This window comes from Paeniglutamicibacter kerguelensis (genome assembly GCF_017876535.1).
Classification (GTDB): Bacteria; Actinomycetota; Actinomycetes; order Actinomycetales; family Micrococcaceae; genus Paeniglutamicibacter; species Paeniglutamicibacter kerguelensis.
In genome coordinates this window covers 168514-181970 of the sequence record NZ_JAGIOF010000004.1, presented here as the reverse complement: position 1 = coordinate 181970, position 13457 = coordinate 168514, and the positions used below count along the sequence as shown (strand labels likewise).

The 13457-nt window shown below is 64.1% G+C and carries 10 protein-coding genes; 6 read left to right on the top strand and 4 right to left on the bottom strand.

Going from position 1 to position 13457, the window contains the following annotated elements; genetic code table 11:
• Positions 1-9 precede the first annotated feature (9 nt).
• From JOF47_RS20260 to JOF47_RS20245, 4 genes are all read right to left on the bottom strand, one after another.
• Positions 10-663, bottom strand: a complete 654-nt coding sequence (locus JOF47_RS20260; protein WP_210002314.1) for a response regulator — start codon at positions 661-663, stop codon at positions 10-12.
• Between the two features lie 36 nt (positions 664-699).
• Complete coding sequence (locus JOF47_RS20255; RefSeq protein WP_210002312.1) at positions 700-1974, bottom strand: sensor histidine kinase; 1275 nt, start codon at positions 1972-1974, stop codon at positions 700-702.
• Positions 1975-2112: 138 nt separating this feature from the next.
• Positions 2113-3132 carry an alpha/beta hydrolase gene (locus JOF47_RS20250; RefSeq protein ID WP_210002310.1) on the bottom strand — a complete coding sequence of 340 codons (1020 nt, stop codon included), beginning with the start codon at positions 3130-3132 and terminating at the stop codon, positions 2113-2115.
• 235 nt (positions 3133-3367) lie between these two features.
• The gene (locus JOF47_RS20245) at positions 3368-4600 is read right to left on the bottom strand and encodes a hypothetical protein (protein ID WP_210002308.1); all 1233 of its coding nucleotides are present in this window, start codon (positions 4598-4600) and stop codon (positions 3368-3370) included.
• A gap of 466 nt (positions 4601-5066) precedes the next feature.
• On the opposite strand from JOF47_RS20245, the gene JOF47_RS20240 reads away from it, so the two are divergent.
• From JOF47_RS20240 to JOF47_RS20215, 6 genes are all read left to right on the top strand, one after another.
• Positions 5067-5981, top strand: a complete 915-nt coding sequence (locus tag JOF47_RS20240; RefSeq protein ID WP_210002307.1) for a LysR family transcriptional regulator — start codon at positions 5067-5069, stop codon at positions 5979-5981.
• A gap of 165 nt (positions 5982-6146) precedes the next feature.
• Positions 6147-7478: an MFS transporter gene (locus JOF47_RS20235; protein WP_245357086.1), complete on the top strand. Its 1332-nt coding sequence runs from the start codon at positions 6147-6149 to the stop codon at positions 7476-7478.
• Positions 7479-7534: 56 nt separating this feature from the next.
• Positions 7535-8812 (top strand): M20 family metallo-hydrolase, encoded by a 1278-nt coding sequence (locus JOF47_RS20230; RefSeq protein WP_210002305.1) that lies wholly within the window; start codon positions 7535-7537, stop codon positions 8810-8812.
• Positions 8809-10269 (top strand): amidase, encoded by a 1461-nt coding sequence (locus JOF47_RS20225; protein ID WP_210002304.1) that lies wholly within the window; start codon positions 8809-8811, stop codon positions 10267-10269. Before JOF47_RS20230 ends, JOF47_RS20225 begins: the two co-directional genes overlap by 4 nt.
• Positions 10270-10348: 79 nt before the next feature.
• The gene (locus tag JOF47_RS20220; RefSeq protein WP_210002302.1) at positions 10349-11629 is read left to right on the top strand and encodes an APC family permease; all 1281 of its coding nucleotides are present in this window, start codon (positions 10349-10351) and stop codon (positions 11627-11629) included.
• Positions 11630-11866: 237 nt separating this feature from the next.
• Positions 11867-13411, top strand: a complete 1545-nt coding sequence (locus JOF47_RS20215) for an alkaline phosphatase family protein (RefSeq protein WP_342592878.1) — start codon at positions 11867-11869, stop codon at positions 13409-13411.
• The last annotated feature ends 46 nt before the right edge of the window (positions 13412-13457 follow it).

Genomic DNA, 13457 nt, shown 5'->3' with positions numbered 1-13457 from the left:
GTCAGTGGCTTAAACCTTCATCCAGGCCAGAACCACCAGTACACGACGGTGATCGTCCTGGCTGGGCGCCAGACCCATCTTGGTGAAAATCGAGGATATGTTCTTTTCCACGGCACCGGCTGACAGGAACAAGGTGGCCGCGATGGCGGCATTCGTGCGTCCCTCGGCCATGAGTTCGAGGACCTCGCGTTCCCGCTGCGTGAGCGTGGCCATCGGGTCGGTTCGTGGCTTGCTGAAGGCCGCAGAGACAACCTCCGGATCCAGTACGACGCCGCCGGCCTGGATACGTTCCAAGGCATCCATCATTTCCTCGAGCCGGGCAATGCGGTCCTTGAGCAGGTAACCAAGCCCGCCGGCTCCGGGCGCCGAGGCGCTGGCCAACAAGTCGGTGGCGTAGGTGAGCTCGACGTATTGGGAGAGCACCAGAATGCCGATGTGCGGGTATTTACCGCGGATCTGTTGTGCGGCACGCAGGCCCTCGTCGCTGAAACCGGGCGGCATGCGCACGTCGGTCAGCACCACGTCGGGGGAAAACTCCTCGACCGCATCAAGCAATTCGTCCTTGTTCGCGACTGCGGCGAGGACCTCGGCGCCGCCTTCGCGGAGCAATCGCACCAAACCTTCACGGAGCAGGACTGAATCTTCGGCTATGACGATGCGCACGGAATCCAGCTTATCGGCATTGCCCGCGAAGACAGCTTAGCCATCTGTTCCCAAGGGAATGGAAACGGAGATGACGGTTCCCGCGTTCTCGGGGGAATCCACGGTGAGCGTACCGTCAACACCGGCCAAGCGATCGGCCAGTCCCGCCAAACCGGTGCCCTTGCCGAGGTGGGCTCCGCCGACGCCGTCGTCGCGGACCTGAAGGGCCAGATGTCCGTCGGCGACGTCCAGCAGTAGCCGGCACCCCGTGGCCCTGGAGTGCTTTGCGGCGTTGGTCAGGGATTCGACGCCGGCAAAATAGGCTGCCTGTTCGATGGCCACCGCAAACCTGCCGTGAGCCGGCTCCGTGGCCTCGACGATCACCGGGATCGGGGATCTGGCCGCCGACGCCTCAAGGGCGGGCACGAGCCCGCGGTCAACCAACACCGGGGGAGCGATGCCGCGGGACAATGCCCGCAATTCGGCCAATGCGCCCCGGGATTGCTCGAGGGCGGAGTCGAGCAACTCCTTGGTTGCGGAATCCTGCGGGTCGAGCCGGCGCTTGGCGGCCTCGAGGTCCATGTTCATGCGGACCATGCGTTGCTGCGGGCCGTCGTGGATATCGCGTTCGATCTTGCGCAACGTGTCGGCCTCGGCTGCAATCACCGAACTGCGGGAGTTGGTCAGGCGATCGGCTTCCTCGCGCATCGCCTGCCGTTCGTTGGTCAACAAACCGACGGCCAGGGCGCGCTGCAACAGGGCCAAGCCGCGGGAGATCGGAGGCAGCGTGAACAGGAAGGCCAAGCCCAGTCCGATCTGGATCCATACGTGGTAGGCGGGGTCAACGCGGAGGATGTCCAACAGGCTGACGTTCGACTCGGGCAGATAGCGTTCCCAAATCCATTGGGTGATTCCGCCCAGGGCCGCGGCGATCCAGCTGATGGTCACCGAAAATGCAAGCACCCGCACGGGGAAGGAGACCACGGCATGGATCAGGTCCTTCCAGCGTTGGCCGTCGCGCAGCGGGTCGAGCATGCGGCGCATGGTCGAGTCCGCGGTGGAACGCCTGTAGTAGGTCGGCGGCAGCTGGCCCGTCGCCCACGTGGCAATCCGCCGCTCGGCCCCGGCGAAGAAGGTGGCGGTGAACAGCGCGCCGAGCAGGATGAATATGCCGATGTAAATGATGACGGTGGCGATGCCCAGCGAGAACAGGGTGACGGCCAGCGTGAAGGCAATGGTGCCGGTGAAAAATGCCGACAGGTTGTAGGCGAGATCGCGCCCGAGCCGACGGCCGGGTACGTTCCGGGCTGGGGCGGATGCTGGTTGAGTCATGGCTTGTGTCTTTCGCTGGACCGCATTGTCTTGCCCTAATTCTTTCGCGGCCGGAGCGCCGGCGTCTGCCGGGCACGCCATCGATTGCCGCAGGGATTCCCCGACGCGGCGGGTGGGGTTAACCCCACCGTTGTCGGTTCAGCCCCCGGCTTTCTGGGAGATGGACAAATCGCTCCACAAATCGCGGCGTGTTGCATCCAGCGTGTCTTGCGCCCACCTGCCCATGGTTGAGTAGGCAACGTCGCGAATGCCCTGCGGGGAGAGGAAGATGTCGTGGAAGGCACCGTCAATGCGACGGATGCAGACTTCCGGGCCGAGGTCCACGGCGCGCGCCGCGACCGCCTGAACGTTCAACGCCACGTCGGCGGCCTTGGCGTTCTCGCTCCAGCGCGGCTGGAGGTAGCTCTTTTGCGAGAGCATCACCAGCGCCGGGCAATCCAGGTTCAGGCCCCGTGCCACGCGGGCCTGCGCGGTGAAGACGGCATGCAAGAAACCCGGGGTCAACGTGAACCCCTGTTCTGGGCGCCAGGAAAGGTCATAGTCCCATTCGCCGTCGAATGCGGTCGAGACGGCACGGGTATAGATCCCCGGATCGATGGTCGGCAACGGGCGTGCCGGGTTGATCCGGGAACCGGCTGCCAGCCACGGGGCTACAGCGGAGCGCACGACCCCGCTGGCCTGGAACTCGAGCCAGGGGCTGTTCAGTACCAAGGCGCTGACGCGTCCCGGGTTGTTCCCCGCCCAAAGGCTTGCAGTTAGTCCGCCGGTTGAATGTCCCAGCAGGACAAGCTCCCGGTTGCTTTCCCCGCGGCCGGCACCCTGCCCCATGAGGTGCAATGCCGCATCGATTTCCACCCCGTAGTCGGCGAGGTCGGTGATGAATCCGGGGATCTGGCCGGGGCGCAGGCTGCGCCCATAGCGCCGCAGGTCAAGCGCGAAGAACCTGGCCCCGCGTGACGTCCAGAACCTGGCAAGGTCTTTTTGGAAGAAATAGTCCGACCAACCATGGATGTAAAGCACATCGATGTTCTGGAATTGAGGAACCGGCCCCGTCGGGGCATCGGTGCAACGAACCAACGTTGCCTCGTCGCCGCCGGGCAGAAGCAGTGTGTGCTGTTCGAACCCGGGGCCGAGCACATCGGCTATCCACTGAACCATGTTCCCTACCCTATGGCACTGTTGGCCGCATTGCCCGAAAACCTTTTTTCCATAGCACCGATGACATGGACCTATTCGATGGAACGTGACGGGGGATGCCACAGCCCGCGGCGCGCCGGGCCCTGCCACCGGATGGGCGCACTCCGGATGGCACGGTTGCGCAACGTCTCTTCTTCCGAGACCTGGTCGGCGCAATCCCCGAACATGTGCCGGAAAACCACCTGAAAATCCAGATTTAGTCGTCTTCCTTGTCGCCGGGAGCATCAAATTCGAACGCCACGGCCGATGCTTTGGCCAGTTCGAGCACCAGCGGTTTGAGCAAGACGGGTGGAATCGAAAGCATGTTCCCGATGGCAACCAAACCTTCGTCGCGGAGGCTCTCCAGCCGCTGCCAAGCTTGGGCAATGACCTGGGGGTCTCCACGCGGATCCGCGTCGGCGAGGCCTCGTACCGGATGCCTGAGTATCTCGACGCTCAGGGGTTCGACGCTGGCCTCGAGCAGGAAATAGCGGGTGAGGTAACCCAACTCCAAGGTGGTGTCGCGGTCGCTGGTTTCCTCCGCCACTGACCGGTACATGTGCCGAGCCACCGCCCGTACGGCGGAGACGACATCATCGGGGTTTCCCGCAAGGAACCTTTCAGCACGTCCAGCGAGATAGGCCCGTGTCGGTGACAAACGGATGAGCTCTGCGTCCACCAGCGCATCCCAATACAGTTTGAGCCGCAACACATGGCTCGCGTTCTTGAATACGACCGGTCCATTTTGGGGGCGCGGCCAGATGAACGGTGTCTCGGCATCGTCCACGGCAACGACATCCAGACTCGCGGCGGCCTCGTGAACGAGTTTGCGGTGTAGGACCTTGGTGGAGGTTGTCTCTCGTTTGTCGCCAAACCACGTCAAGAACGACCTCATCCGCGACGTGAGATTGAGTTCCTCGACCGCTGACAAGGCTTCTTGCCCGCTGAGCCTGGGAATCTTGATCAGTGCAGCCTGGAGTTCCGGGATGTCGGAATAACGCGGGCCAGGCTCGGGAATCAGAAGGCGGTCGAAATAGCTCTTGATCCGGCGAAATTCTTCGCGCGTTCCACTCCATGTGCCCGTGGTGCTGAGAAAACGAAGATAGGCTCCGATGACACTGGCCATGTCCCGAAAATCACCGGATTTTTTCGAGAACATGAAGTCGTCCAGGGCGGTGGCAAACGGGTACAGGCTCAGTGCAGTGAGCTTTCGATCGCCGTTGATGGCTGCATAGCGCCGAAGAAAGTTCGTTATCGATGACCTGAGTAGATCTCCCTGGAAAGCCAGCTGCTCTTGGGCGCACCATTGCTCAAATGCACCGAGAACTCGGGGAAGCTCATGCCGGATGCGGATGTCATCGATCGAAATGACAACATCGGATAGGTGCCCGCTCGACAAATGCTCTCGGGCTTTTTGGTTTTTTGCGGATTCGGGATCTTTGTCCGACATTGGCATCCCACGGGTTGAACGTAGCGGGCCAGCCCGTCGCTGAAGCGCGGCCGGTGTTGCCTAGAGCGTACTGGTGCAAGGTTGCAGATGGAACAGGGAGGTGGACTTTCACGCTTTTGGACGAAACTGCCGAGAACGCCGTCTTGGCGCTTTGTCCTTGGCGCCCTTCGAATCCGATCGACCCCACCTCGGTCCATCAATTGCCTGGAGCGAACCGTGCCGGGGCCGATAACGTGACAGCCATGATTCCGACCTGCAAGGGACTGCCGGGAATCCATCGGGCGCGGTGGGAGCGAACTTCCGACTGAGGCTTGGGAACCCGTGACCATTGCCTGATTGACCAGCCGCGGTGCAGGATTTACCGGTCCGCGGATGGCGTGGTGACCCATTTGCCGCCGTGGCAAGGCCGATGCTCCGATGCCCCGGAGCAAACGGCGAGTAGCGCGGGACAGGCAATAATGCACTCATGACCAAATCGTTCACGCTGGTGCAGCTGAGGTATTTCGGGGCCGTGGCCAAGTTGGAGAACATGACGGCGGCCGCCGCCGAGCTTAATGTCACCCAGTCCACACTCTCTTCGGCACTGAGCCGACTCGAACAGGAGTTGGGCGCCTCGCTCTTTACCCGTCTCTCCAGCAAGGGGTTGCGGCTGACGCCTGCTGGCAAGCGGTTGCTTCTGGGGTCGCAGGCGTTCCTTGAGGATGCCGAGCTGCTCTACCAGTCGGTGCGGGACGAAGGGGAAGCCCTGGCCGGTGAGCTCGTGGTGGGCATCTACTTGCCGCTGGCTCCCTTCAAGGCCCCCGTGATCCTGCAGGCATTCGAGACCGCCTATCCGAATGTGAAAGTCAGCTTCCACGAGGGGGACCAGGAGTCGCTGCGCCAGGCACTGCTGGACGGCGTCTGCGAGCTGGCCCTGATGTATGACCTCGGGGTGGGTCCCGAGTTCGAGCGTCGCGTTCTGGAACGGATCCCTCCTCACGTACTGGTGTCGGCGGAGCACCCTCGGGCGGCCGCGCCCGAGGAGCCTGTCAGCCTGCTGGATTTTGCCAGCGAGCCGTTCATCCTGCTGGACATGAAGCACACGCGGGAGTATTACCTCGACATGTTCAAACGTGTCGGCATCAGCCCGTTGGTCCGGCACAAGGTTTCCGGCTATGAGACGGTTCGTTCGTATGTGGCCCGCGGCCAAGGGTTTTCGCTGCTGAACCAGCGGTTGCTCCACGATTCCACGTATGCCGGCGGTGCGGTGGTGCCGTTGCGCATCATTGAGGACCTTCCGCCGATCGAGGTGTCGCTGGTTCGTCCGCTGGGGGCCAAGCCCACCAAAAAATCAATGGCCTTTGAACAAATCTGCGAAAAGCTCTACGGGCACGAAAGCTGAGCCGGGCCGGGCGCCGCATCCATTTCCGATCGATTTTATCGATTGGGGTAACCGAAATTCTCCGTTGGAACAATGTGACTGCGGTCACGAAGATTGATGCAGGAACCTTAGATATCGCACCGGAGGTCACCCACCCCTTCCGGTACCGCAGATCCAGGAGCGACGATGCAAACCACGACCGAACAGCAAGGCGCGCAACCAACGACGATTGAAGTCCACAAGCCCGCCTCGGGCATGCAGAAGCGGGTCCTGGCCGGCGGCAGCATCGGCCAGTTCATCGAATTTTACGACTTCACCCTGTACGGGCTCTCCGCGGTCGTCTTGTCCCAGCTTTTCTTCCCCGGCACCAGCGCCCTCGCCGGCCTGCTGGCCACGTTCGCCACGTTCGGCGTGGCGTTCCTGGTTCGCCCGCTGGGCGGACTGTTCTTCGGCGCCTTGGGCGACAAGATCGGGCGCCGCAAGGTCCTGTTCATCACCCTGCTTTCCATCGGTGCCGCCACCGCGACGATCGGGTTGCTGCCCACCCATGCGACCATCGGTGCGATGGCGCCGGTGCTGCTGGTGCTCTGCCGCATGGTCCAGGGATTCTCCGCCGGCGGGGAATCCGTCGGTGCCCCGGCATTTGTCTTTGAGCACGCGCCGATCAACAAGCGCGGCTTCTGGCTGAACATCACCCTGGCGGCAACCGCGCTGCCCTCGGTCTTCGGCGGTGCGCTGATCCTGGTGCTCTCGAGCTCAATGTCCTCCGAGGCGTTCATGTCCTGGGGCTGGCGCATCCCGTTCCTCATCGCGCTGCCCATGGCCCTCTTCGGGCTCTGGATCCGCGCCAAGACCGAGGAATCCGATGCCTTCAAGGCGGTGCTGGCCAAGGAACAGGCCAAGGAATACAGCCCGATCCGCGAAGCGTTCGCCGAGAACAAGGTCCGCATGCTGCAGGTCATCTTCGTGATGGGGCTGACCGCCATGGGCTTCTACTTCCTCTCCGGATACTTCGTCTCCTATGTCCAGACCACCGGCAAGCTCAGCCGCGAGCACTCGCTGCTCGCCAACGCGGCCGCCATGCTGCTCTACGCGTTGCTGCTGCCCATCGGCGGAATGATCGGCGACAAGGTCGGGCGCAAGCCGATGCTCGTCGCCGGTTCCGCGGCCCTTGCCCTGCTTGCCATACCCTGCTTCATGCTCGTCACCAGCGGGTCGCTGCCGCTGGCGATCGCCGGCCAGCTGCTCTTTGTCATCCCGATGTGCATCTACGGCGGCGGCGCGTACACGTTCTTCGTGGAAATCTTCACCACCCGCACACGATTCACCTCCGCCGCCATCAGCTACAACGTCGCCTATGCGATCTTCGGCGGATCCGCCCCGTTCATCGGCACCTTCCTGGTGTCGCAAACCGGCCTGAGCGCGGCTCCCGGATACTACATGGCGGCCGCCGCGGTGATTGTCTTCCTGCTGCTGACCCTCACCAAGGTCCCCGAAACCCGCCGCCGCGTCGGCTAGCCAAACCCGCCCCACCCGCACAATCCCCCTGAACCACCGCTAGGAGCACCACCCCCATGAGTGACACAACATTCCTCGCCGACTTCCACCACGTAGCCACCTTCGGGGCCACCGGCAACAACGGCGTAGAGCGCCAGGCCGCCACCCCCGAGGACAAACTCAGCCGCGACTGGTTCGCCGGATTCGCCGCGGAACGCGGCTGGGAGGTGCGCGTCGACGGGATCGGGAACATGTTCGCGCTGATCGACCTGGTCCCCGGCGCCCCCTACATCCTGCTGGGCTCCCACCTGGATTCCCAGCCGCTGGGCGGGCGCTTCGACGGGGCCTACGGGGTGCTGGCGGGGCTGCACGCTGCCGAACGCGTGGCCGAACGCTTGGCCGCCGAAGGCGCCGTACCGGAGTTCAACCTTGCGGTGGTGAACTGGTTCAACGAGGAAGGCGGGCGCTTCGCCCCCTCCATCATGGGCTCCTCGGTCTTCGCCGGGCTCATGGACCAGGACAAGATGCTCGCGGTCAAGGACCTGGCCGGCACCACCGTCGCCGAGGCGCTGGGTGCCATCGGCTACCTGGGCACCGACGAACGCCCGGAACTCGCCGGCTACGCCGAGATCCACATCGAGCAGGGCCGGATCCTGGAACGCGAGGGCATCACGCTCGGGGCCGTCGACTACTCCTGGTACACCCAGAAGCTGGACATCGAAGTCCTGGGCGAACAGTCCCACACCGGGGCCACGGCCATGGCCGACCGCCACGATGCACTGGTGGCGGCCTCCAAGGTGGTTCTGCTGGTCCACGGCGTCACGGCGAAGTTCGACGACGAGGCACTGGTTTCCTCGGTGGGCCAGCTGACCCTGGAACCCAACTCGCCGATCGTGGTGGCCCGCCGCGTGCACCTGGTGGCCGACCTGCGCGCGGCATCGCCGCAGATCGTCGCCGAGGCGAGGGCCTCGCTGCTGGCCGACATCGCGCAGATCGCCAAGGACCACGACATCCGCATCAACGTCAACGATTTCGACGTCCGCGGGATCCAGTACTACCCGGAAGAGGGGCTGGAGCTGACCGAAAAGGTCGCGGCCAACCTGGGCCTGGGCGTGCGCCGGATCCGCACCATGGCGGGACACGACTCGGTGGCGATGAACAGGATTGTACCCACCGTCATGATGTTCATCCCGTCGGTGGACGGGGTCAGCCACTGCGAACGCGAATTCACGACCGATGAGGACATGTTGGCGGGCGTCCGGGCGCTGGGCGAGGTGGCCTGGGAGATGGTCAACGGGGCACTGGCCGCCGCACCTGTCGACGGGCAGGAACCTGCAAAGGCGGGCGCGGCATGAGCCCGGGCGCAACCACGGCGGTGGACTCGCTGGCCCACCTGTCCGCGACCGAGGCATTGGGGGGATTCCGCTCCCTGGAGATCTCTCCGGTGGAGGTCCTGGAAGCCCAGATCGAACGCATCGAGGCCCACAACGGGGACCGGGACACCGGGATCAACGCCTTCACCGAGACGCTCTTCGACACCGCTCGCCACCGGGCGGCCGTGGCGGCCGACGAGTACGTGCGCCTGGCCAGGGACGGTGGGCCGGTTCCCGCGCTGCTGGGCCTCACCGTGGCCACCAAGGAAAAACACGGCATTGCCGGGCTAAGGCTCGAACAGGGGCTTGCGGCCCACCGCGGACGCATTGCGGCGGCCGACCACCCGGTGGTGGAAAGGCTGAATATGGCAGGCGGGATCATCCACGCCCGCACCACCAGCCCCGAATTCAGCTGCGCCACCACCACGCATTCGCCCATGTGGGGGACCACCCGAAACCCGTGGAACCTGCAGGCCTCTCCGGGCGGCTCCTCCGGCGGGGCCGGTGCCGCGCTGGTCGCCGGATTCACCACCCTGGCCACCGCCTCCGACATTGCCGGTTCCACCCGCATCCCCGCGGGATTCACCGGGACCGTGGGCTACAAGGCGCCCTACGGCCGGATCCCCGGATTCTCGGCGCTTGCCGCGGACTGGTACCGCGGGGACGGGCCGATGGGCCGAACCGTTGCCGACACCGCGCTGCTGGCCTCGGTCATGTCTGGCCGCCACGCCGCGGACCACGGCTCCTGGGGAGGGAACGGGATAAACCCGTTGGCCGGCGGATCCGTCGAGGGGCTGCGCATCGGGCTGTCGCTCACCCTGGGCGATTACCCGGTGGCCCCCGAGATCCGTGAGAACACCCTGGCCGTGGCCCGCGCGCTTGAAGCGGCCGGGGCGACCGTCGTCCCCGTCGACCTGCCCTGGACCACGGGCCGGATCACGGAGACGATCTTCGCCCACTTCGGGCACATCCTGGGCCCGGCCATGGCCGTGGAGACCGCCGGGACCGAGGACCGGCTGGCCGCCTACACTGCGCGCTTCATTGCGGATGCCGCTGCCGCCGCAAGGCGGAACACGCTGGTGGAGTCCCTCGGCATGGATGCGGCACTGCAAGGCGAACTGGCCGCCGCCATGGCGGGCCTCGATGCCCTGCTCTGCCCGACCTCCGCCGTGGCGTCGCTCGCCGCGGACGGGGACTACCTCAACGGGATCGACACTGCCGAGCGCCACCTGGGCCACTACTGGGAAGCACACATGACCAGCCCCTTCAACGTGGCCAACCGCTGCCCCGTGCTCTCCGTTCCCAGCGGCATGTCCGCCGACGGGGTGCCCACGGGGGTGCAGGTCGTCGGGCACCCGTTTGCCGAAACCATGGCCTTCCGGGTGGCGGCGGCCGTCGAGTCGCTGGTTCCGTCCCTGGGTAGCCCGGTGCTCGCCTAGGTACCGCCTTATGTGGATTGCCGTTCATGCAGCGGCACCGCAGCGGCAGAATCCACCGGCCGTTAACCTCCCGGTGGTTATGATTGTGGATGCAAAATCTGGTGGAGGAAAAGTGAGTTCCGGGCTGCAGCGAAGGCTGGGGACCCAGGACGCAGTCATGATCGGTCTGGGATCCATGATCGGCGCCGGCCTCTTTTCCGCCTTCACGCCGGCGGCTGCCTCTGCAGGGTCTGCCCTGTTGGTGTCCCTGTTCCTGGCTGCGGCACTGGCCTACGCGAATGCCCGTTCCAGCGCCCAATTGGCGGCACGGTATCCCACCTCCGGGGGCACCTACGCCTACGGCAGAGAAGTGCTGGGCCCCTGGCCCGGATTCATCGCCGGTTGGGGGTTCGTGGTGGGCAAGACTGCCTCGGCGGCTGCCATGGCGCTGACTTTTGCCACCTATGCGGTGCCCGAATCATGGGTCAAACCAGTCGCAGCGGGGGCCGTTGCGCTGCTCGTCGGAGTCAATTATCTAGGGGTCACCCGGACGGCGGCAGCCGCACGAGTCATCGTGATGTCGGTGCTCGCACTCCTGGCGATCGTGTTGATCGCGATCCTTGGCGGAATCCAAGATGGTTCGACGGCCGTCTCGGGCGGAAATCCGGGCTTGGCGGGGATACTTCAGGGCGCTGGCCTCCTCTTTTTTGCCTTCGCAGGATACGCCCGCATCGCAACTTTGGGCGAAGAGGTTCGAGACCCCGCGAGGACAATACCTCGAGCCATCGGGTTGAGCCTCGGGATCGTGGTGGGTCTCTACGCCGTTGTGGCGCTGGTGTTGCTTCATAGCCTGGGCGCCGGCGGAATCGCTGGGACCAACAAACCGCTGGCTGCGGCGTTGGGCCAATCGTGGGCGCTGCCGCTGGTGCAGATTGCGGCGGCGCTGGCTTCACTTGGGGCTTTGCTCGCACTCATTGCCGGGATTGGGCGGACGGCCATGGCCATGGCTCGGGAACATGACCTGCCGCATGCGCTGTCTGCCATCCATCCGCGTTTTTCGACGCCGCACCGAGCCGAACTGACAGTGGGTGCGGCCGTCCTGGTGCTCATCGTGTTTTCCGATCTGACCACGGCGATCGGATTCTCATCCTTCGGGGTGCTGGTCTACTACCTGATTGCGAATATTTCGGCCGTCAGGCAGCCGGCCAGCGAAAGACGGAGCCCGCGGTGGGTGGGTATCGCCGGTGCCATCGGTTGCGCGGTGCTGGTGGCCATGCTTCCTGCCACCGCCGTCATCGGCGGCCTGATCATGTTTGCCGCTGGCATTTGCTACAGGTTCCTGCGGCTGTCCATACAGCGGCAGGGTTTCACCCGGCTCTAGCTCGATCCGGGAGTTCCTGCATATATACACAAGTTGAAGTGGTGCTCCCGACCAAATTAGCCAAATTTTTCATGTATTTCCGATGACCAAAACGGTTGGACCACGATCAAGTGTGAACGTTGTCTGAACAAGCGCATGTTGGCATTGAAGCGTGCCCGAATGGGCAGAGAAGATGGTCGCGTTCGTTCGGGAAAACCCGAGATGACCGCCCCATACTGATCACCCAAGGAAAATACCGTGCATTCTTCGCCACGAATCCGTACCTCCGTTGCAGCAACCGTCCTGGCACTGGCTGTTGTTGCTCCCACCGCTGCCATGGCGATGCCAACCGCGCCCAAGGCACCCGTTGAAGCCAAGAAATCCACACAGAATTACAAGGGACTTCCATCCGGAGTAAGCAAGAAAAAGACGCTCGTCATAGGTCTGGACGGCGCGGCGGCAGCACAGATCAACGAGAAGAACACCCCGAACCTGGCCGCATTGGTCAAGAACGGCATGCTTGCGAAGTCGAACCTGTACGCCAACCCCATGGCCCCCACGGTCTCCGGTGCCGGCTGGTCGACGATTGCCACGGGTGTCTGGCCGGACAAGCACAAGGTTCCGGATAACTCGTTCGCCAATCCGAACTACGCGCAGTACCCGGACTACCTCACCCGCCTGGAAATCGCGCGCGCCCAAAGCTCAACCCTGGTCGTCGGCACCTGGTCCCCGATCCCGCAGAAGGTCTTCGGGGAGAAGACCGACCTGCGCCTTGCCGGCGGGAACGATGCGGGCACCACCGCCAAGACCGTCGACTACCTGAAGAACGGCAACCCGGACAGCACCTTCGTGCACCTCGACGAGATCGACGGTGCCGGACACAGCAGCGGAAGCTCCTCGGCCGCCTACGCCAAGGCCCATGCCACGGCCGATGCGCAGATCGGGCAGATCCTTGCGGCAGTTGATGAGCGCAAGGCCAAGAAGAGCGAGGACTGGATGGTTGTCATCACCGCCGACCACGGACACACTCCCGGCGGCGGCCATGGCGGCAGCAGCACCGGGGAACGCGCGACCTTTGTGATCGCCCAGGGCAAGGGCATCGAGGCCGGCTCCGTGCGCCACGACGTCAAGATCTCCGATATCGCCCCCACGGTCTTGAAGCACCAGGGCGTTCGCATCGAAGACGAATGGCAGCTGGATGGACAGGCAGCCGGCACCATCAAGGCCGACGACTTCGATTCATTGCGCCCGCATCTCAAGACGGGCGTTGATGAGACCAAGCCGGGCACGACCACCACGGGGTGGACCACAACGGCCCCGAGCGGCTGGAGCATCGACAATTCGGCCATGCCCGCCGGCGGCGTGACCGAATGGCAGGGCTGGTCCTTTGCGACCGACGAGTTCTGGACCAACGTCGATTTGAACCAAGGCCGCGAAACCAGCGTGCACAACCGCAATGTCTTTGCCGTTGCCGACTCCGACGAATGGGACGACAAGGCGCACGCCGCCGGCCAGTTCGATTCGACCCTCATCAGCCCGAGCTACAAGGTTCGCGGCGGCAAGACGGCAACCCTGTCCTTCGCCTCGAACTACCGGATTGACGGACCGCAGAGCGGCGAGGTCTTCGTCAGCTTCGACGGTGGCGAGCCCCGCCTGCTGAAGTCCTACGACAAGAACTTCAATGGCGTTGAGACCATCAGCATCGACGTTCCGAAGAAGGCCAAGAAGGCCAAGGTCTCCTTCCGCTACACCGGGACCAACAGTGCCTTCTGGACCGTGGACCAGGTGAGCCTGAAGAAGTAGCCGTTCTGCGGGTTGAGGGACGCCATCGCTTCACGGCGCCCCTCAA